This is a genomic window from Streptomyces sp. NPDC059224, from assembly GCF_042754285.1.
Taxonomy (GTDB): domain Bacteria; phylum Actinomycetota; class Actinomycetes; order Streptomycetales; family Streptomycetaceae; genus Streptomyces.
On record NZ_JBHZAN010000012.1, the window covers coordinates 34,211 to 53,468 of the forward strand.

Annotated in this window: 17 protein-coding genes; 11 read left to right on the top strand and 6 right to left on the bottom strand. The window is 71.1% G+C overall.

The annotated features are described in order from the left end of the window. The first annotated feature begins 437 nt into the window (after window positions 1–437). The gene (locus ACFXI4_RS14490; protein ID WP_384990367.1) at window positions 438–1,943 is read left to right on the top strand and encodes a dolichyl-phosphate-mannose--protein mannosyltransferase; all 1,506 of its coding nucleotides are present in this window, start codon (window positions 438–440) and stop codon (window positions 1,941–1,943) included. A gap of 9 nt (window positions 1,944–1,952) precedes the next feature. Here ACFXI4_RS14490 and ACFXI4_RS14495 read toward each other — a convergent pair whose 3' ends face one another. Continuing rightward, window positions 1,953–2,564 (bottom strand): dihydrofolate reductase family protein, encoded by a 612-nt coding sequence (locus ACFXI4_RS14495; RefSeq protein WP_384990368.1) that lies wholly within the window; start codon window positions 2,562–2,564, stop codon window positions 1,953–1,955. A 110-nt stretch (window positions 2,565–2,674) separates the two neighbouring features. Here ACFXI4_RS14495 and ACFXI4_RS14500 point away from each other — a divergent pair, with 110 nt between their 5' ends. After that, on the top strand, window positions 2,675–3,463 hold the full coding sequence (locus ACFXI4_RS14500) for an SAM-dependent methyltransferase (RefSeq protein WP_384990370.1): 789 nt from the start codon (window positions 2,675–2,677) through the stop codon (window positions 3,461–3,463). 91 nt (window positions 3,464–3,554) lie between these two features. Here the strand turns inward: ACFXI4_RS14500 and ACFXI4_RS14505 are convergent, their stop codons facing one another. Next, complete coding sequence (locus tag ACFXI4_RS14505) at window positions 3,555–4,229, bottom strand: hypothetical protein (protein ID WP_362713377.1); 675 nt, start codon at window positions 4,227–4,229, stop codon at window positions 3,555–3,557. Between the two features lie 401 nt (window positions 4,230–4,630). Here ACFXI4_RS14505 and hemL point away from each other — a divergent pair, with 401 nt between their 5' ends. From hemL to ACFXI4_RS14545, 8 genes are all read left to right on the top strand, one after another. Continuing rightward, window positions 4,631–5,959 (top strand): glutamate-1-semialdehyde 2,1-aminomutase, encoded by a 1,329-nt coding sequence (gene hemL, locus ACFXI4_RS14510; RefSeq protein WP_384990372.1) that lies wholly within the window; start codon window positions 4,631–4,633, stop codon window positions 5,957–5,959. After that, window positions 5,956–6,639 carry a histidine phosphatase family protein gene (locus ACFXI4_RS14515; protein ID WP_384990374.1) on the top strand — a complete coding sequence of 228 codons (684 nt, stop codon included), beginning with the start codon at window positions 5,956–5,958 and terminating at the stop codon, window positions 6,637–6,639. The genes hemL and ACFXI4_RS14515 overlap by 4 nt, the downstream gene beginning before the upstream one ends. A gap of 125 nt (window positions 6,640–6,764) precedes the next feature. After that, the gene (locus tag ACFXI4_RS14520) at window positions 6,765–8,033 is read left to right on the top strand and encodes a hypothetical protein (RefSeq protein WP_384990376.1); all 1,269 of its coding nucleotides are present in this window, start codon (window positions 6,765–6,767) and stop codon (window positions 8,031–8,033) included. A 66-nt stretch (window positions 8,034–8,099) separates the two neighbouring features. After that, entirely contained in the window at window positions 8,100–8,690 is a 591-nt protein-coding gene (locus ACFXI4_RS14525; protein WP_362713385.1) for a TlpA disulfide reductase family protein, read from the top strand. 1 nt (window position 8,691) lies between these two features. Beyond that, a complete protein-coding gene (locus tag ACFXI4_RS14530) occupies window positions 8,692–9,468 on the top strand; it encodes a cytochrome c biogenesis protein CcdA (protein WP_362713387.1) in 777 nt (258 codons plus the stop codon). A gap of 3 nt (window positions 9,469–9,471) precedes the next feature. Then, complete coding sequence (locus tag ACFXI4_RS14535; protein ID WP_384990377.1) at window positions 9,472–11,175, top strand: cytochrome c biogenesis protein ResB; 1,704 nt, start codon at window positions 9,472–9,474, stop codon at window positions 11,173–11,175. Beyond that, window positions 11,172–12,266 (top strand): c-type cytochrome biogenesis protein CcsB, encoded by a 1,095-nt coding sequence (ccsB, locus tag ACFXI4_RS14540; protein ID WP_384990379.1) that lies wholly within the window; start codon window positions 11,172–11,174, stop codon window positions 12,264–12,266. Before ACFXI4_RS14535 ends, ccsB begins: the two co-directional genes overlap by 4 nt. A gap of 25 nt (window positions 12,267–12,291) precedes the next feature. Next, window positions 12,292–12,645, top strand: coding sequence for an SRPBCC domain-containing protein (locus ACFXI4_RS14545; RefSeq protein WP_384990381.1), 354 nt, complete (start codon window positions 12,292–12,294; stop codon window positions 12,643–12,645). Between the two features lie 16 nt (window positions 12,646–12,661). Here the strand turns inward: ACFXI4_RS14545 and ACFXI4_RS14550 are convergent, their stop codons facing one another. The 4 genes from ACFXI4_RS14550 to ACFXI4_RS14565 form a co-directional block, all read right to left on the bottom strand. After that, window positions 12,662–14,209 (bottom strand): hypothetical protein, encoded by a 1,548-nt coding sequence (locus ACFXI4_RS14550; RefSeq protein ID WP_384990383.1) that lies wholly within the window; start codon window positions 14,207–14,209, stop codon window positions 12,662–12,664. Then, window positions 14,209–16,284, bottom strand: a complete 2,076-nt coding sequence (locus ACFXI4_RS14555) for a hypothetical protein (protein ID WP_384990385.1) — start codon at window positions 16,282–16,284, stop codon at window positions 14,209–14,211. The genes ACFXI4_RS14550 and ACFXI4_RS14555 overlap by 1 nt, the downstream gene beginning before the upstream one ends. A gap of 122 nt (window positions 16,285–16,406) precedes the next feature. Then, the gene (locus tag ACFXI4_RS14560; RefSeq protein ID WP_384990386.1) at window positions 16,407–17,393 is read right to left on the bottom strand and encodes an isopenicillin N synthase family dioxygenase; all 987 of its coding nucleotides are present in this window, start codon (window positions 17,391–17,393) and stop codon (window positions 16,407–16,409) included. Then, window positions 17,386–17,838 (bottom strand): nucleoside deaminase, encoded by a 453-nt coding sequence (locus ACFXI4_RS14565; RefSeq protein WP_384990388.1) that lies wholly within the window; start codon window positions 17,836–17,838, stop codon window positions 17,386–17,388. Before ACFXI4_RS14565 ends, ACFXI4_RS14560 begins: the two co-directional genes overlap by 8 nt. A gap of 111 nt (window positions 17,839–17,949) precedes the next feature. On the opposite strand from ACFXI4_RS14565, the gene ACFXI4_RS14570 reads away from it, so the two are divergent. After that, window positions 17,950–19,230, top strand: a complete 1,281-nt coding sequence (locus tag ACFXI4_RS14570; RefSeq protein WP_384990390.1) for a PucR family transcriptional regulator — start codon at window positions 17,950–17,952, stop codon at window positions 19,228–19,230. Window positions 19,231–19,258 lie beyond the last annotated feature (28 nt).

The window sequence follows — 19,258 nt, forward strand, 5'->3', positions numbered from 1 at the left end:
TGGCACTCGTGAATCATCGGCAGGCGGGCGGGCCCCGGCGGCACGGCGGTACCGGGGCCGGAGCACGTGAACAGCGAACATCGCCGAGGGGCCGGGCCGGTCCCGTCCGCCTCATGCGAAGGGTGGGTCGCGGCGTCGCGGCGTTTCCGGCCACGGCCTCGCCGGAACTGCAACCCAGGCGGGGGAAAACACGTCCAACTGTCGTGGCTCAGTTGCTCGATGGAACAGACGGTACAGACGGAACAATCGGCATCACCGGGACAGAAGGGGTGGACGGGAGGGAACGGCTTCGGGGCCGACGGAACCCGCCGCCGGTCCGCGGGCTGCCCTCCGCCGATGTCCGGGAGCGACTCGTCGCGCCGTTCCCCCGGCCGTCCCCCCGTCCGTGGACGCTCGTCGGTGTTCCGCCCGCGGCGGCCTGCCGCCTCGCGGGGGTGATGGAGTGGCTGGGGCCGGTGCTGGTCGCCGTGCTGGCGGGGGCGATCCGGTTCTGGCGGCTCGGGCGGCCGCGGGAGGTCGTGTTCGACGAGACCTACTACGCCAAGGACGCCTGGTCGCTGCTCCACCTCGGCTACGAGGGCACCTGGCCGGACCGCAAGATCGCCGACCCGCAGATCCTCGCCCACCCGCAGGTGATCCCCCTCTCCGACGGGGGCTCCTTCGTGGCGCACCCGCCGACCGGCAAGTGGGTGATCGCCCTGGGCGAGGGGCTGTTCGGCCTCACCCCGTTCGGCTGGCGCTTCATGACCGCACTGCTGGGCACGGTGTCGGTGCTGATGCTGTGCCGGATCGGCCGCCGCCTGTTCCGGTCCACGTTCCTGGGGTGTCTGGCCGGAACGCTGCTGGCGGTGGACGGCCTGCACGTGGTGATGAGCCGTACCGCGTTGCTGGACCTCGTCGTGATGGTCTTCGCGCTGGCGGCCTTCGGGTGCCTGCTGGCCGACCGGGACCGGGCGCGGGCCCGGCTCGCGGCGGCACTGCCGGCCGACGCCGACGGCCGGATACGACCGGACGGCGACACCGGCGACCGTACGGGAACGGGATGGCGGCCCTGGCGGCTCGCGGCCGGACTCTTCCTCGGCCTGGCGGCCTCGACCAAGTGGAACGGCCTGTACTTCCTGGTCTTCTTCATGGTCCTGACGCTGCTGTGGGACGTCGGCGCGCGCCGGGTGGCCGGGGCCCGCCACCCGTACCGGGCGGTGCTGCGCAGGGACCTCGGTCCCTCGCTGCTCTCCCTCGCGCCGGTCGCCGTCGCCACGTATCTGCTGACCTGGACCGGCTGGTTCCTCTCCGACGACGGCTGGGGACGCCACTGGGCGGACGGCCGCGGCGGCACCTGGGCGTGGATCCCGGCCCCGCTGCGCAGTCTGTGGCACTACGAGTACCTGGTGTACCAGTTCAACGTGGGCCTGCACACGCCCCACAAGTACCAGTCGAATCCGTGGAGTTGGCTGGTGCAGGGCCGCCCGGTGCTGTTCTCCTACACCTCGCCGCAGCCCGGTGAGGACGGCTGCCACACGGTGTCCCCCTGTACCCGGACGGTCCTCGCGCTGGGTACCCCGGTCCTGTGGTGGGCCGCCTGTTTCGCCCTTCTCTACCTGCTCTACCGCTGGGCACTGCGCCGCGACTGGCGGGCCGGCGCCGTCCTGTGCGCGGTGGGCGGCGGCTATCTGCCGTGGTTCCTGTACCAGGACCGGACGATCTTCTCCTTCTACGCGGTCGTCTTCGTGCCCTACCTGTGCCTGGCCGTGACGATGATGATCGGAGCCATGGCGGGCCCGCCGGGCGCGACGGAGCGGCGCCGCCACACGGGCGCGGTGGCGGCCGGCGTCCTGGTCCTGCTCATCGTCTGGAACTTCGTCTACTTCTTCCCGCTCTACACCGGCCAGACCATCCCGTACTCCGGCTGGCAGGCCAGGATGTGGCTCGACACCTGGATCTGAGGCGGGCGTTCACTTCGCGGGGCCCGGCGGCGAATCAGCCGCCCGGCGCGCCACGCGGTAGCGGAGGCAGACGACCTTCGAACCGAAGGTGCGGGTCTCGACGAGGTCGAGATCCACCCGGCGTCCGTCCCGGGGGAAGAACGGAACGCCACCGCCGACCAGCACCGGGAGGACCATGGCCCGGTACTCGTCGATCAGACCCGCCGCGGCCGCCTCGGCGGCGAGTGTCGCGCCGCCGATCGCGATGTCGCCCGCTCCCGGCTCGGCCCGCAACCGCGCGATCTCCTCCGCCAGCCGGCCGGGGACCGGAGGGCCGGAGACCAGACGGGCGTTGCCCCTGACCTCCGACAGCGTGCTGGAGAACACCACCTTCGGGAGCGGGTTCCACAGCGCGGTCCACTCGCGGTCCGCGTCGTCGAGCGAGGGATCCTCGTCGGCGGTCTCCCAGTACAGCATCGTCTCGTACAGCCGCCGCCCCATCAGATGGACGCCGACGTCCCGGATCTCGTCGATCCAGAAGCGGAACACCTCCTCGTCGGGGGCGGTCCAGTCGAAGCGGCCGTCCGGCCCGACGACGTAGCCGTCGAGCGAGACACTCATCGAATAGGTCACCTTGCGCATCGGAGCCCTCCTGTGGCGCTCAAGTCACCCTCTGGCCATGGCAGATGAGACGGCGAGTACGATCACCGCGAACTCGCTCTGTACTTTCTCACCGGCGCGATGGAGTTGCCATGACGACCAATCCTCAGCCGTCCGGGTCGATCGACACCAGCAGGGCGCACCCTGCGCGGGTCTACGACTGGCTGCTCGGCGGCAAGGACAACTACCCGGTCGACGAGGCGGTCGGTGAGAAGCTGCCGCCCGAGGCGAGGGACGCGGCGCGGCAGAACCGTCAGTTCATGCACCGGGCCGCCGCCTGGCTGGCCACCCAGGGCATCGACCAGTTCCTGGACATAGGCACCGGCATCCCCACCGAGCCCAATCTCCACCAGATCGTGCAGAACGTGGTGCCCTCGGCCAAGGTCGTCTACACCGACAACGACCCGATCGTCCTGCGGCACGCGGAGGCGCTGCTGATCAGCCGTCCCGAGGGGGCGACCGACTACATCCAGGCGGACGTGCGGGACCCGGAGGCGATCGTCCGGCACGCCCGGCACATCCTGGACTTCGACCGCCCGGTCGCACTGTCGCTCATCGCGCTGATGCACTTCATCAGCGACGAACAGGACGCCCACGGCATAGTCCGCGCCCTGGCCGGCACGCTGCCCCCGGGCAGCCACCTGATCCTGTCGCACGCCGCGTCCGACCTGTACCCGGACCTCGTCGAACAGGTCGTCGCCGAGTACGCCAGGGGCGGCATCCAACTCGCCTTCCGCACCCGCCCGGAGGTGGAACGGTTCTTCGACGGCATGGACCTCGTCTCCCCGGGGCTGGTGACGGCGACGGAGTGGTTCCCCGCCGCCCCGGCGCCGGCTCCCGAGGGCAGCGGCATCTACGCGGGTGTGGCCCGCATCCGCTGAACGAGCAGAAAGGGCGAGGTCCGAAGACCTCGCCCGCCACTCGTGAAACCCGTGCGGCCCACGAGAACCCGCCGAAGTCGCGAGACCCTGCTCAGGGCCACACCAGGCAGTACGGCTGATGCCCCGCCTCATGCAGCCGGTGCGAGAAGTCCTGCCACTCGTGCAGCAGCTGGTACACGTTGAACGCGTCCCTCGGGCCGCCCCGGTCCGGGACCGTCGACCAGATGAAGGCCGCCGCGCCGACCGCTTCCTCACCTATGCCGCGCAGCGGGTCGACGACCGTCATGGGGAGCTTGACCACCGCGTAGTCAGGGTGCAGGACGACCAGCTCCAGGGGTGGCACCTTGTTGAGAGGTACGCCTTCGATGCCCGTCAGCACCATCGCGGCCATGGTCTCCGGCTTGATCTTCGTGAACATGCCGTTCATGCCGAGCTCGTCGCCGCCGAGTTCCTCGGGGCGCATCGAGATCGGGACCCGGGCCGCGGTCGCGCCGTCCGGTGCGCCGAAGTATTTGTACGTCACCCCCACCCGACCACCATTCCTGCTCCCGGTCTGAAGACGGTCGATCCGGCGATCGATCCGCTGGCCCCTCTGGTCCCACTGATCGATACGTCGGTCGCGCCGCTCGGACTCACCCGGTACGCCGCTCTGTTCCTGACGTGCTGCCTCAGCCGCTTCCTCCGCGTCGCGTCGGTGCCTTCCCTGCCGGGCACGTCGAGGACCCAGGTCGTCAGTCCCCTCGCCCAGTCCGCCACCGCGATGCATATCTCCACCCGACTGCTTTTCTAGGACGCGTGGCCCCCGCCGCGCAACCCGATCATCGTGTCAGTGACCTCCCCCACGGCCGCCCGCCGAAACGTGCGTCGAAACATCAGTCCGCAGGATCTTTACAGCCTCCGGCCGGCTACGTACCGGATGAGCTGGGTGTATCGGATCACAGTCTCGCAGATGCCCCGGGCCGCGCGGGGGGCCCGCCGTGCTCCGGCGGGAGAAGTACCCCACCGCCGGTCCGTCACCGGTCCCGTCTCCGGTCCGCCGCCGGTCGCGCCGGCGGTCCCGTCACCCCGAGAAGGCCACCGTCGCTGCGAGCAGAGCTTCCTCCTCCGCCTACCCTGAGGAGGTCACCCCAGCAACCGGAGTCCGAGAAGCCGGAGTAGCCGCACGCCATGAGTGCCCAGAGCGAAACGCCCTATCCCTACGACGCGCCCGTCTCACAGGCGCTCTTCGACCGCGCCTCCGCGGTCACGCCCGGCGGCGTGAACTCCCCGGTGCGCGCCTTCCGTGCCGTCGGCGGCACCCCCCGCTTCATGGTCTCCGGCAAGGGGGCCTACCTCACCGACGCCGACGGCCGCGAGTACGTCGACCTGGTCTGCTCATGGGGACCGATGATCCTCGGGCACTCCCACCCCGAGGTCATCGCCGCGGTCCAGGACGCCGTCTTGCGCGGTACCTCCTTCGGTACGCCCGGCGAGGGGGAGGTCGCCCTGGCCGAGGAGATGGTCGCCCGGATCGCGCCCCTGGAGCAGGTGCGGCTCGTCAGCAGCGGGACCGAGGCCACCATGTCCGCGATCCGGCTGGCCCGCGGCTTCACCCGGCGCACCAAGGTGATCAAGTTCGCCGGGTGTTACCACGGTCACGTCGACTCGCTGCTCGCGGCGGCCGGCAGCGGGGTCGCCACCTTCGCGCTGCCCGACACCCCCGGTGTCACCGGTGCCCAGGCCGGCGACACGATCGTGCTGCCGTACAACGATCTCGAAGCCGTGCAGGAGGCCTTCCACCGGCATCCCGGGGAGATCGCCTGCGTGATCACCGAGGCCTCGCCGGGCAACATGGGCGTCGTGCCGCCCGCGCCCGGGTTCAACCAGGGGGTCAGGGACACCTGCCACAAGAACGGCGCCCTGTACATCTCCGACGAGGTCATGACCGGGTTCCGGACGAGCCGGGCCGGATGGTTCGGGATCGACGGGGTGGTCCCCGACCTGATGACCTTCGGGAAGGTGATGGGGGGCGGCTTCCCGGCCGCCGCCTTCGGCGGACGCGAGGACGTGATGGCGCACCTCGCCCCGGCCGGGCCCGTCTACCAGGCCGGTACCCTCTCCGGGAACCCCGTCGCCACCGCCGCCGGGCTGGCCCAGCTGCGGCTGCTCGACGAGGCGGCGTACGAGAAGGTGGACGCCGTCTCCGCGCAGATCCAGGCGCTGGTCTCCGAGGCGCTGAACAAGGAGGGCGTGGCGCACCAGGTGCAGACCGCCTCCAACATGTTCTCCGTCTTCTTCACCAACAGGCCGGTGCGGAACTACGAGGACGCGCGGGGCCAGGAGTCCTTCCGGTTCACCGCCTTCTTCCACTCCCTCCTCTCCGACGGCGTCTACCTCCCGCCGTCGTCCTTCGAGTCCTGGTTCGTCTCCACGGCCCACGACGAGCGGGCCATCCAGAAGATCGCCGACGCCCTTCCGGCGGCGGCCCGAGCGGCAGCGGAGGCCACGGCAGCATGAGCGAGCAGCGGGACATCACCGTCGTCCACGTGATGCGGCACGGCGAGGTCGACAACCCCGACGGGGTGCTGTACGGCCGTCTTCCCGGTTACCACCTCTCCGAGCTCGGCCGGAAGATGGCCGACCGGGTCGCCGAGCACCTCGCCCCGCGGGACGTGACGTACGTCGTCGCCTCGCCGCTGGAGCGTGCGCAGGAGACCGCCACCCCGATCGCCAAGGCGCACGGGCTCGACCTCGCCACCGACGAGCGGCTCATCGAGGCGGAGAACATCTTCCAGGGCAAGACCTTCGGTGTCGGCGACGGAGCGCTGAAGAACCCCGCCAACTGGAAGTACCTCGTCAACCCGTTCCGGCCGTCGTGGGGCGAGCCCTACGTCGACCAGGTCGTCCGGATGCGGGGCGCGCTGGACGCGGCCAGGGACCGGGCACGGGGTCATGAGGCGGTGCTGGTCAGCCACCAGCTGCCGATCTGGATCCTGCGGTCCTACGTCGAGAAGCGCCGGCTGTGGCACGACCCGCGCAAGCGGCAGTGCACCCTGGCCTCCCTGACGACTTTCACATACGAAGGGGACAGGATCGTCTCCGTCGGGTACGCCGAGCCGGCCATCGACCTCGTCCCGGCCCACCTCCGCGCCGGCGCCAAGCCGGTGAAGGGGAAGGGCAAGGCCTTCGGGGCGTGAACTCCGCGCCACCGGAACCGGTTTCATTAAATTAATCTGAAAATATGCGCTTCCATGTGGAACCTCCCGGTTCGTCCCGGCCTCTGAGTGGGTGACCACCAGCGGACGTGACGAATCGGGGAACCATGCGGACCTTCACCCGAAGGGGAATTCTCGGCGCCGGCGCGGGCGCCGCGGCCGGACTGGGCCTCGCCGGCTGCGGGTCCACGCACACATCGTCAGACGGGACGACCCATGCCGGCGGTTCCGGCGGAACCCCCTCCGCAACGCCCAAGCCCAAACCCAAGCCCACCGCCCGCCCCCTGGGCGACGGCTCCACCTCGAACACCGGCAAGCAGCCCCACCAGCCCGCTGCCCCCGAGCCGCTGGAGCCCGGCCAGACCCCGCCGCAGTTCGTGATCTTCTCCTGGGACGGCGCCGGCGAGGTCGGCAACGGCCTCTTCCCGCGCTTCCTGGACCTGGCCAGGGAACACGGCGCGTCGATGACCTTCTTCCTCTCGGGGCTGTACCTGCTCCCCGAGTCGAAGAAGCGGCTGTACAACCCGCCGAACAACCCCCGTGGCGCCTCCGACATCGGCTACCTCACCGACGAGCACATCAAGGCGACACTCACCAACGTCCGCCGCGCCTGGCTCGAAGGGCACGAGATCGGCACCCACTTCAACGGCCACTTCTGCGGCGGCTACGGCACGGTCGGCAACTGGACGCCCAAGCAGTGGCGCAGCGAGATAGACCAGGCCAAGGCGTTCGTGAAGGAGTGGCGGACCAACAGCGGCTGGACCGACCTGCCGTCCCTGCCCTTCGACTACGACAAGGAGCTGGTCGGCGGCCGCACGCCCTGCCTGCTCGGCCAGAACAACCTGCTGCCCACCGCCCGCGAGCTCGGCTGGCGCTACGACGCCTCCTCGCCGGGCGGCCGCCAGGTCTGGCCGGACAGGAAGCTGGGCATCTGGGACCTGCCGCTGCAGCAGATACCGTTCCCGGGGCACTCCTTCGAGGTCCTGTCCATGGACTACAACATGCTCGCCAACCAGTCGGTCAACTCGACGAAGGCCCCGGCCTACAACTACCCGGGCTGGCGACACCAGTCCACACAGGCGTACATAGCCGGATTCGAGCGGGCATACACGACAAACCGGGCGCCGTTCTTCATAGGCAACCACTTCGAGCAGTGGAACGGCGGCATCTACATGGACTCCGTAGAGGAGGCCTTCAAGCACATCGCCCGCGAGAAGGAGAAGGGCGCCGACGTGCGCATGGTCTCCTTCCGCCAGTTCGTGGACTGGATGGACGTCCAGAAGCCCGAGGTCCTCGCGAAGCTGCGCACGCTGGACGTGGGGCAGCGCCCGGCGGGCGGCTGGAAGACGCTCCTCAAGAAGGGCGCCGCGGCCTGAAAGGGCCGTTCCCCGGACCGAGGGGGGTGCGCAAGATCCCCAGAACGGGCATGCGAAACTTTTCACATGAGTACCCGTAGCCGCGCCGTCCTGCTCGGCGCCATGGCCGCCTCGGCGGCCCTGACCCTGTCCGCGTGCGGCAATGGCGGTACCTCGGGCGGAGGCGGCAACACCAACTTCGTCACCGGCAAGAACGGCATCGACACGGTCGCGAAGGGCCACCGCGCGGCGGCCCCGGACCTGTCGGGCAGGACCATCGACGGCAGCACGCTGGACGTCGCGGACTACAAGGGCAAGGTCGTGGTCCTCAACGTGTGGGGGTCCTGGTGCAGCCCGTGCCGCGCCGAGGCGCCCTACTTCGCCTCCGTCTCCAAGGAGTACGCGAGCAAGGGCGTCCAGTTCGTCGGCATCAACACCCGCGACACCAGCACCGGTTCCGCGGTCGCCTTCGAGAAGCAGAACGGCATCGGCTACCCGAGCCTGTACGACCCGACGGGCAAGCTGATGCTCCGGTTCAAGAAGGGCACGCTCAACCCGCAGGCCATTCCCTCCACTCTGGTCCTCGACCGGCAGGGCAACGTCGCGGCGCGCTCGCTGGCGGCGCTCAGCGAGGAGAACCTGCTGAAGATGATCAAGCCGGTCGTCGCGGAGAAGTGACGTGAGCGCACTCCTCACGGTCGCGGCCGCGACCGACGGACCGAACACGACCGTCCTGAACGGCGCGCTGCTGCTCGCCCTGCCGATCGCGCTGCTCGGCGGACTCGTCTCCTTCTTCTCCCCGTGCGTGCTGCCCCTCGTGCCCGGATACCTGTCGTACGTCACGGGGGTCGCCGGGACGGACCTCGCCGAAGCCCGGCGGGGCCGGATGGCCGCCGGCGCCGCACTCTTCGTGCTCGGCTTCACCGCCGTGTTCGTGTCGGGCGGAGCCCTGTTCGGCTACTTCGGCCAGGACCTCCAGGAACAGTCCGGCACCCTGGGCAAGGTGCTCGGAGTCCTGATGATCGTCCTGGGCGTGTTCTTCATGGGCCTGATGCCCTGGTTCACGCAGCGCGAGTTCCGCTTCCACCGGCGGCCGGTGACCGGTCTGATAGGGGCACCGCTGCTCGGCGCGCTGTTCGGCATCGGCTGGACCCCGTGCATCGGCCCGACGCTCTCCGCCGTGCTGAGCCTCTCCGCCCAGCAGGGCAGCGCCGGCCGCGGCGCCGTACTGACGGTCGCGTACTGCCTCGGCCTCGGCGTGCCCTTCGTGCTCACCGCGGTCGCGTTCCGCAAGGCGCTCGGCGCCTTCGGCTGGGTCAAGCGCCACTATGTCTGGGTGATGCGCATCGGCGGCACGATGATGATCGTGACCGGTGTGCTGCTGCTGACCGGGGCCTGGGACGGCCTCGTGCAGGAGATGCAGGGCTGGTCCGACGGCTTCACTGTAGGGATCTGATCGATGAGTTCGAGTTCGAGGCACGTCTCCGACGATCAGGAACTCGGCGCGGCCGGCTCGCAGCTGTCCACCGCGCCCTCCCAGGACGAGCCGCCGATCGTCCCCGGCATCGGTGTCGTCGGCTGGGCCCGCTGGTTCTGGCGGCAGCTGACCTCCATGCGGGTCGCGCTGCTGCTGCTCCTGCTGCTGTCGCTGGGCGCGATCCCCGGTTCACTGATCCCGCAGTCCGGCGCCGACATCTCCAAGGTCGACGACTTCCGCAAGGCCCACAGGACGCTGTCGCCGCTCTACGACAAGCTCGGCCTGTTCCACGTCTACAGCTCGGTGTGGTTCTCGGCGATCTACATCCTGCTGTTCGTCTCCCTCGTCGGCTGCATCATCCCGCGCGCCTGGCAGTTCGTGGGCCAGCTGCGCGGCCGGCCGCCGGGCGCGCCGAAGCGGCTGGACCGCCTCCCGGCGTACACCACCTGGCGGACCACGGCCGCTCCCGAAGAGGTCCGTGACGCGGCGCTGACGCTGCTGAAGAAGCGGCGCTTCCGGTCGCACCTCGTCGGGGACGCGGTCGCGGCCGAGAAGGGCTACGTCCGCGAGTTCGGCAACCTGGTCTTCCATGTCGCGCTGATCGTGATGCTGATCGCGTTCGCCTCCGGGCAGATGTACAAGTCGGACGGCACCAAGCTGGTCGTCGAGGGCGACGGGTTCGCCAACTCGATCCTCCAGTACGACGACTTCAAGTCCGGTTCCCTGTTCAGTACCGACGACCTGGTGCCGTTCAGCTTCGACCTGAAGAACTTCAAGGCCAGCTACCAGACCAGCGGCCCCAGCAAGGGCACCCCGGTCACCTTCAGCGCGGACATCGACTACAGCGAGGGCGCCTACGGCAAGCCGAGGCGGACCACCATCAAGGTGAACGAGCCGCTGCGCATCGACGACGCCAAGGTCTACCTCGTCAGCCACGGCTATGCCCCCGTCGTCACGGTCCGTGACGCCAAGGGCGACGTCGTCTACCACGACGCCGTGCCGCTGCTCCCGCTCGACGCCAACGTCACCTCGCAGGGCGTGGTCAAGGTGATGGACGGCTACAAGAACCCGCAGGGGATCAGCGAGCAGCTCGGTATCTCGGCGTTCTTCCTGCCGACCTACGGCGGCGGCTCCTCCGTCCTGTCCACCTTCCCGGCGCTGGGCAACCCGGTGCTGAACCTGACGCCGTACCACGGTGACCTCGGCGTCGACTCGGGTATCCCGCAGAGCGTCTACCAGCTCGACAAGTCCCACATGAAGGAGTTCAAGGACTCCAAGGGGGCGCAGTTCCGCGACAACCTGAAGCCCGGGCAGACCATGCAGCTGCCGAACGGCGCCGGTTCCGTGACGTTCGAGAAGGACGTCAAGGAATGGGCGGGCTTCGAGATCGTCCAGGAGCCCGGCAGCGGCTGGGCCCTGGGCGGCGCGCTCGCCGCGATCTTCGGTCTCGCCGCCTCGCTGTTCATCCAGCGCCGCCGCGTCTGGGTGCGGGCCGTGCCGGGCGCGGACGGTGTGACGGTGGTCGAGATGGCCGGGCTCGGCCGCAGCGAGTCGGCGAAGGTGCCCGAGGAACTGGGCGACCTCGCGGGAATCCTCTACGACCAGGCGCCGGGGGCCTCCGATCCCGGCGAAGACGACCATTCAGCAGCATCCCCCGTACCTGCCGAAGGGGCTGAGAAGCGATGACTTCCGCCACCGCAACCACGCTCGCCGCGACCAACGAGCATCTCGCGAGCATGAGCAACACGCTCATCTACTCCTCGATGGCCGTCTACACACTGGCCTTCTTCGCCTACATCTTCGAGTGGCTGCTGGGCAGCCGCAGCCGCGTCGCCCGGACCGCCAACGCCCTCACCACCGACACCGCGGCGAGGAAGGCGCCGGCGGTCACGGTCAAGAGGGCCGGCGGCACCGCCGTACTCGAACGTCCGAAGGTCGTCGTGCGCTCCGCGGCGGGCTCGCGTGACGTGCCGGACGGCCCCGGCGCCCACGGCGGCGACGAGCAGGGCGACCTCTACGGCCGGATCGCGATCTCCCTCACGGTCCTCGCCTTCCTCGTGGAGCTGGCCGGTGTGATCACCCGGGCCGCCTCCGTGCAGCGGGCGCCGTGGGGCAACATGTACGAGTTCAACATCACGTTCTCCACGGTGGCCGTCGCCATCTACCTCGGGCTGCTGGCCCTGAAGAAGAACGTCCGCTGGATGGGCCTCTTCCTCATCACCACGGTCCTGCTCGACCTCGGTCTCGCGGTCACCGTCCTGTACACGGCGAGCGAGCCGCTGGTCCCGGCCCTGCACTCGTACTGGCTGTACATCCACGTCTCGACCGCCATCTTCTGCGGCGCGGTCTTCTACGTGGGCGCGGTCGCCACGGTCCTGTACCTCTTCAAGGACTCCTACGAGAACAAGCTGGAGACCGGCGGCACCCCCGGCCGCTTCGCCACCTCGGTCCTGGACCGGCTGCCGGCGTCGGCCTCGCTGGACAAGTTCGCCTACCGGGTCAACGCGGCGGTCTTCCCGCTGTGGACCTTCACGATCATCGCCGGTGCGATCTGGGCGGGCAGCGCCTGGGGCCGGTACTGGAACTGGGATCCCAAGGAGACCTGGTCCTTCATCACCTGGGTCGCCTACGCCTGCTACCTGCACGCCCGGGCCACCGCCGGCTGGAAGGGCCGCAAGGCCGCCTACCTGGCGATGCTCGCGTTCGGCTGCTGGCTGTTCAACTACTACGGCGTCAACATCTTCGTCACCGGCAAGCACTCCTACGCGGGCGTGTGAGCCGGCGAAGGGCGACACTGGTGCCATGGCCGTCCTTCAGCTGGTGATCCGACTGCCGAGGCCGATGGGCCAGGTCTGGCCGAGCCTGTCCACCCCGGAGGGCCTGGCCGCCTGGCTCACCCCGGTCGACGTGCTGCAACCGAGGCTGGGCGGCACGGTCACCCTCGGCGGCCTCGGCACGGGCAGGGTGACGGCCTGGGACGTCGACCGGATCGCCGAGTACACGGTGGCGGGCGGCGGCAGGATCCGCTTCCACCTGGAACACGACGGCGAGTCCGGCACGGTCCTGCGCTTCACCCACGAGTCCGAGGACGCGACGGCCACGGAGCAGCAGTGGCCGAGTCGTTTCGAACGTCTGACCGAACTCTTGGCGGTGTGAGAACCCGGGCACCCGCCTACGACGGCGGCAGACACGCTCCGCCCGGCGGCTTCCCCTCGGGCCAGGCCAGGGTCACGAACCGCGAGCCGCCCTCCGGCCGCAGCTCCACGATCGGCACAGCCTTGTCGTACGGATTCCCGTGCACGTCCAGGCAGATCCACCCGCTCGCCCCGTCCACCCGCAGCGACCCCTTCACCTGAGGCCACTGCAACCCCACGTCGGCGAGCGTCGGCACCGACCTCCCCTGGGGCACCGCCTCGCGGATGCCGTGCACCGCGAGCCGCATCGCGTCGTACCCGATGATCAGCTGCCCGTCCTCCAGGGCCACCGGCCCGATCGGTCCCACCGGTGACTTCTCGGCCTTCGTCAGCAGCCGGGTCAGCGTCCCCGCCGCCACGGCCGAACCCCCGGTTCTCGGATTGTCCCCGAGCCAGGCGTCCGGATGGGCGAGAGCGGTGTACCGGACCGACAGACGGTGCCGCAGGGCGTCCCGGTCAAGGTGCTTCTCGCCGGTGAGGTACGACCCCTCGTCCCCGGTCAGCACCGTGAACGTGCGGTCCTGGCAGCCCCGTGCGCCCAGCGCGTTGATGAACTGCCGCAGCTGCGTGTGCCGGCCGGCGAACAGGATCGTGTCGGTCGACCGCGAGGTGTCGCAGACCAGGTTGGTGATCTGCCGGAACGTGTTCGCGGTCGTCCCCTCCTTGCTGCGGTCGGCCGGCGGTGTGAACGGCTGGGGCTCGTAGGGCGAACCCTTGATCAGCGCGGCGAACGAGTTCTGGAGCGTCCGGGTGTAGGGGTCGCCCGGCTTGTCGTACACCAGCAGCGCGCGGCCCGCGCCGACCTTGGCGAAGGAGGCGAGGGCACGGGCCTCGTCGGTGTTGGTGGGGGAGACCCGGGCCAGACCGGGATAGGGGTCCCTGCCGCCCTGCCCGTTGGCGAGGTCGTCGGCGGTGATCGACGAACCCACCACCGGGATCCCCCGCCGGGTCAGCTCCTTGACGGCCTTCTTGTTGTCGTCGGTGCTCTGCCCGACCCCGGCCACCGCCCGCAGCCGGTCCGCGGAGTCGGTCATGGCGGCCAGCCGGTCCACCATCTCCTTCCAGTACCGGCTGGTCGCACCGGGGTTGGCCAGCACCAGCCGGATCGCCGGGGACTGGCCGTTGGAGTCGTGGTTGGCCTGGTACTGGGCCAGGTAGGCACCCTGGAGTTCGTGCTGGATGTCGGCGAGGCTCGCCGCCGCCGTCGCGGTGTACGGCAGCATCACCGCGACCGTCACATAACGTCCGGGCCTCAGGCGGGCGTTCTCCCGGGCGATGGCCCGTACCGTGGCGCGGAGCTGCGGATGCCCGAAGTCGAACGCCGTCGTCGCCACGCCCACGCACTCGTCACTGCCCTCGGGCCGGGCCACCCCCGGCGCGCAGGACCGGTCCTCGCGGACCGCCGTCCGCACCCCGATCACCAGACCCGTGACCAGCCCCGCCGCGACCAGCAGGGCGAGACAGCGGCGCAGCGGGATCTCCCAGACGCCCTCGCGCAACCACGTGCCCACGCCCCGCCGCGCCATCACGCCACCCCGCTCCGCTCGTCGTCGCCCTCGTCGTCGTCCTCCTGCGGCGGACGCCCCGCCAGGGCCGCCGCGGGCCAGACCCGGGAGGCCTGCCACAGCAGGGCGTTGTCGGCCGGACGCAGGTTGGACAACTGCTCCAGCTCGAAGCGCAGCCGGTCACCCACCTTCGGGTCGGGCACCACCAGCGGGTCGGTGAGATACCACAGCCCGTGCAGCAACCGCCGTACGCGCAGGTGCAGTACGGGGTCCGCACCCTCGGGGACCAGGTGGCTCGCGTCGGTGCGGCCCAGTGCCACCGCCGCCCGCCGGTCGCCGTGCCCGGCGAAGTCGCGGCCCTCGGCGTCGTGGGCGTGGAAGTAGGGCGCCGAGGCGAGGAAACGCAGGGTGCGCAGCCAGTCGGGCGTCTCCACGGTCAGGAAGGTGTCGCGGAGGTGGGCGACGGCCTGCCCGGTCTCCCCGAGCGCCATCCGCAGGTGCAGCCGGAAGCCGGCCGGCCAGTCCCCGGCGTAGTAGGCGATCAGCGTCTCGTGGACCGTGCGCCACTCGCCGTGGTCGGTGTCCCGCAGATGCAGCCGGAGCAGGAGCAGGGTGCGGACGAAGCGGTCACCGACGAACTGCCCGTACCCGACCGGCATTCCCTCCTGGGCCAGCCGGTCCTGCAGCGCCCGTACGCCCGAGGGGCCGAAGTCGTCCGGGAGCAGCGCCTCGGCGAGGGCGCACGCCGAACCGTAGTCGTGCGCGGCCGCCAGTACGGTCAGTTCGTCCAGCCGGTCCGCAGGGACCAGCCGGTCCAGGAGCTGCGCGTACACGGGGGCCGCCGGGCCGTCCTCGGTCAGCCGTACCTCGGCCGTCAGCAGCTCGCCCAGCGTGCCGACGCGGTCCGGGTGCTGGGCCGCCGCCTCCGCGAGCACGGCGATGCCCAGCGGGTTTCCGCCGGTCAACCGGTGCACCATGCGCGGCAGTTGGGGTGCGGCCGGGGTGGCGACCAGATGCAGGGTGTCGTCGGGGGAGAGCGGCGGTAACGCCACCAGCAGCGCCCGTGAGGACGGTGCCGCCGTGTCCGCCACCCACTCGGTGCGCCGGGCGACCTCGGCCAGCTCCCGCCGTACGCCGTTGCGCAGCAGCTCGCGGCCGTCGCCGCGCAGACCGGCGACGAACGCCACCTGGTCGGCGACCCCGTCGGCGCGGTCGCGCAGCACGGCGTCCAGCAGACCGGGGCCCGGTCCGGTCCCCGCGTCGTCGATCAGCACCAGCGGGCGGCCGAGCCGCTGCATCCGGGGCAGCACCCCGCTGTACGCCTCCGTCAGGTCGGCGAGCAGGGCCCGTACGAGATAGCGCTCGGCGTGCCGCCGGGAGGTGCCGCCGGCCCGGAAGTGCCCGGACAGCAGGATCAGCCCGCGCTGCGCGTGGCCGCCCGCGTTGGGATACGTGCGGTACCAGACGGACGCCTTCTGGTGCCGGCGGCTGGCGAACCCCTCGGCGACCGACTCCAGGGTGGCCTCGATGGCGCCGGAGACCAGCGGCCCGGTGCCGGTGGCGGCGGCGACCACCTTCGCGGCCACCTTCCCGGCCCACCGCCCGGCGAACCCGCTGATCCAGGAGCCGCTCTCGTTCAGCAGCAGGATCCGCTCCACCTCGCGCCGGATCCGCTCCGAGTCGGCGTCGCCCCAGCCTCCGGCGGCCACCGCGACCAGCCCGGACATGAGGCGCGGGAAGGTGATCCGCCCGGCGCCCGTCACCGGTTCGGCGAGCTGCTCGGCGACGACCAGCAGGAGCTGCGCGACCGGCGACCAGGACTCGGCGGGCCGCTCCGCGGGCGGCGCCGTGAACTGCGCCTCCGCACAGTCGACGAGCGCGACCGGTGTGTGCCCCCGGTAGGCGTCCCGCAACTCGCCGAGCACCGCGCTCTTGCCGAGCCCCCGGGTCCCGGTCAGCACCACGAACGGCAGCTCGCCGGGGTGTTCGAGGGGATGGGCACGGTGCTGGTACGGCCGTAACCCGACGATCCTCGGTATGAGCCCGGCCGGCTCCACGTCGAACAGCGCCCCACGCCCGTGCAACCGTCTGTGCAAGACATCTCCCCCCTGACGCCAGTGTAGGAAGGGGTGGTTGCTTCGGGCCAGACCGAGTGATGTCCGTCCGGTTACGAAACCGGCACCAGGAGTGACAGGGGCGGTGGCGGCCGGGACGGCGGTCAGGCGACCGTGATGGAGTCCAGCTTCTGCCTCAGGTACACGTGTGAGTCGACCGGCGGGTACGCCACCCGGCCGACCGGTGCCGGGACCGACGCGACGACCGTGCCCGGAGTGCACTCGCCGAAGTAGACGAGGGACATCAGTTCCTCCTCCGGCGCGTCCGTGGGCGGCGGCAGCACCCGGTGCCGCCCGGACCGCCACCGGTCGCCGGTCCAACGGGCCATCAGGTCACCGATGTTGACGGTGAAGGCGGCCGGGTCGTACGGCGCGTCCTCCCAGCCGCCCTCATCGGTGTACACCTGGAGTCCGCCGCGGCCCGCCTGGCGGTCCAGGACGGTCACCGTCCCGAAGTCGGTGTGCGGCCCGATCCGGAACTGCCCCGGCTCGGGCTCGCCGACCACCCCGGTCCCCGGATACCAGTTGATGTTGAAGCCGTACGTCGGGTGGTCCATGTGCCGGGAGAAGAAGTCCCCTTCCAGACCGAGCGCGTGTCCCAGCAGCTCCAGCAGCGTCTTCTCCAGTTCGCCCATCCTCTGCAGGTACTCCTCGCAGACCGCCCGCAGCTCCGGCACCTCGGCCGGCCACACGTTGGGCGCGTACCACTCCGCGTTGGTCACCGGGTCCTCGAAGGGTTCGTGGGTCGCGAAGGTCAGCGACTCCTTGAGGTCGGGCGGGGTCTCGGTGCCCTCCGAGTAGCCGTTGGCCTCCGCGCCGGGCCCGAGCCAGCCGCGCCCGCCGACCTTCGCCGTGTAGGCCGCCTTCACCTCCGCGGGCAGCGTGAAGAAGGCCCGCGCGGCCTCCCGTACGCCGTCGCGCAGCCCGGTGCCGACGCCGTGGCCGGTGACGAGCAGGAAGCCGGCGCTCTGCAGGGCGGCGTCGACGGTCCGGGCGATCCGGCGCCGGGTGTCCACGTCGCCGTCGAGCCAGGGCCGCAGGTCGACGGTGGGGATACGGGTGCCGGTGCCGGTGCGGGTGGTGTCACTCATCGCCGATGTCCTCGTTCCACAGGGCCGGTTGGTTCTTGATGAAGGCGCGCATCACGTCGACGCACTCCGGGTCGTCCAGCAGGACGATCTCCACGCCGTGCTCGGCGAGCCAGTCGTGGCCGCCGTGGAAGGTGGTCGCCTCGCCGATCACGACCCGGGAGATCCCGAACTGGCGGACCAGACCCGAGCAGTACCAGCACGGGGACAGGGTCGTCACCATGGTGGTGCCCCGGTACGACCGCTGCCGTCCCGCCGCGCGGAAGGCGGCGGTCTCGGCGTGCAGGGACGGGTCGCCGTCCTGCACCCGCCGGTTGTGCCCGCGGCCGAGCAGCGAGCCGTCGGCGCCGTAGAGCGCGGCGCCGATCGGAACGCCCCCCTCCGCGAGCCCGGCGCGGGCCTCGGCGACGGCGGTGGCGAGCCAGGTCCGTGCTTGCAGCTGATCCATGTCTTCACTCTCCTGTGGCCGAAACACGAGGGCAACGTGCGGAAAGTACCCTCCGGGCAAGCCGCGGCCGGACGAAATGTCAGCGCCCGTGCCCGTCCCCTGGAGGTTCCCGTGCCCGCACTCACCCTCCGCGACGTCCTGGCCCTCGACCAGGTGCGGGCGGCCGGCCCCGAGCTGCTGGCCGGTGCGGACGCCCTGGACCTGCCGGTCCGCTGGGTCCACACCAGCGAGGTCTACGAGGGCGTCAACTTCCTCGACGGCGGCGAGCTGCTGCTCACCAACGGCTTCGGGCTGACCGGTGTCGGCGAGGAGGTCCGTCGTCGCTACGTCCGTGAGCTGGCCGCGCGCGGTGCGGCCGGGCTCGCGGTGGAGGTCGGCCGGTCGTTGCCGAGCATGCCGCCCGAGGTGACCGACGAGGCCCGCACCCGGGGACTGCCCCTGCTGGCCCTGCACCGGGTGGTGCCCTTCGTGCGGATCGCGGAGGCCGCCAACCGGGCGATCGTCGCCCGCGGACTGTCCGGGCGGGCGGCGGTACGGCCCTGGGGCGACGACCACACGGTGGCCCTGCTGGCCGACCTGGCCGACCGGGCCGCGCTGAACCAGCCGGAGGTGGAGGCCCGCTCGGCGCTCGCCGGGTTCCGTCCGGGGCCGGGTGCGCGGCTGATCGGGGTGTCGGTGCACGGGACGCGGGAGACCGGGGTGGTGGACCGGGCGGTACGGCTGTCGGGCGGGGCGGGGGTGATGCGGGCGGCGTTCCCCGGGGACGTCCTCGCGCTGATCGCACTGGCCGGTGCCGGTGCCGGTGCCGGTGCGGGACAGGGTTCCCGCGATCCCGTCCGCGCGGTTCAGGAGGCCTTCCGTACGGTCGCCGGCTCCGGGCTGACCGTCGCCGTCGGGCACGCCGTCGAGGCGGGCGGCGGCTGGCTGCACTGGAGCGAGACGCTGCGCGCGGCCCGCACCACCCTCGAACTGGCGCTGACCGTGCCGCCCGCCGAACCCACCGCACCCGAGGGGCCGTTGGTGACCTCCGCGCGCGCCCTCGCCCTGGAGCGGGAGCTGACCCGGGGCGGTGTCGCCGCCAACCGCGAACGCCTCACCGCGCTCGTCCGGCACACCCTCGGCCCGCTGCTCGCCTGGGAGGCCGCCCACGCCAGCGACCTGGTCCGCACCCTGGAGACGCACCTGCGCCACGGCTGCTCCCCGACCCGCACCGCGGCCCTGCTCCACATCGGCCGCCAGTCCCTCTACCAGCGCCTGGAGCGCATCGAGACCCTCCTCGGCCTGGAGATCGACGACCCGGACCTGCTGGGCGAACTGCTGACGGCGGCCTGCGCGCACCGGCTGGTACGGGGGGCCGGAGCGGCGCTGGGCGGCCTGCGCACGGTGGCCTGAGCCGGGCCGGCCCTCACCCGATGGTGGC

Bases quoted from the DNA above. Each gene is read 5' to 3' on its own strand.
- ACFXI4_RS14490 (WP_384990367.1), top strand. From the start codon at position 438: ATGGAGTGGCTGGGGCCGGTGCTGGTCGCCGTGCTGGCGGGGGCGATC.
- ACFXI4_RS14495 (WP_384990368.1), bottom strand. From the start codon at position 2,564: ATGCGCAAGGTGACCTATTCGATGAGTGTCTCGCTCGACGGCTACGTC.
- ACFXI4_RS14500 (WP_384990370.1), top strand. From the start codon at position 2,675: ATGACGACCAATCCTCAGCCGTCCGGGTCGATCGACACCAGCAGGGCG.
- ACFXI4_RS14505 (WP_362713377.1), bottom strand. From the start codon at position 4,229: ATGCATCGCGGTGGCGGACTGGGCGAGGGGACTGACGACCTGGGTCCT.
- hemL (WP_384990372.1), top strand. From the start codon at position 4,631: ATGAGTGCCCAGAGCGAAACGCCCTATCCCTACGACGCGCCCGTCTCA.
- ACFXI4_RS14515 (WP_384990374.1), top strand. From the start codon at position 5,956: ATGAGCGAGCAGCGGGACATCACCGTCGTCCACGTGATGCGGCACGGC.
- ACFXI4_RS14520 (WP_384990376.1), top strand. From the start codon at position 6,765: ATGCGGACCTTCACCCGAAGGGGAATTCTCGGCGCCGGCGCGGGCGCC.
- ACFXI4_RS14525 (WP_362713385.1), top strand. From the start codon at position 8,100: ATGAGTACCCGTAGCCGCGCCGTCCTGCTCGGCGCCATGGCCGCCTCG.
- ACFXI4_RS14535 (WP_384990377.1), top strand. From the start codon at position 9,472: ATGAGTTCGAGTTCGAGGCACGTCTCCGACGATCAGGAACTCGGCGCG.
- ccsB (WP_384990379.1), top strand. From the start codon at position 11,172: ATGACTTCCGCCACCGCAACCACGCTCGCCGCGACCAACGAGCATCTC.
- ACFXI4_RS14545 (WP_384990381.1), top strand. From the start codon at position 12,292: ATGGCCGTCCTTCAGCTGGTGATCCGACTGCCGAGGCCGATGGGCCAG.
- ACFXI4_RS14550 (WP_384990383.1), bottom strand. From the start codon at position 14,209: ATGGCGCGGCGGGGCGTGGGCACGTGGTTGCGCGAGGGCGTCTGGGAG.
- ACFXI4_RS14560 (WP_384990386.1), bottom strand. From the start codon at position 17,393: ATGAGTGACACCACCCGCACCGGCACCGGCACCCGTATCCCCACCGTC.
- ACFXI4_RS14565 (WP_384990388.1), bottom strand. From the start codon at position 17,838: ATGGATCAGCTGCAAGCACGGACCTGGCTCGCCACCGCCGTCGCCGAG.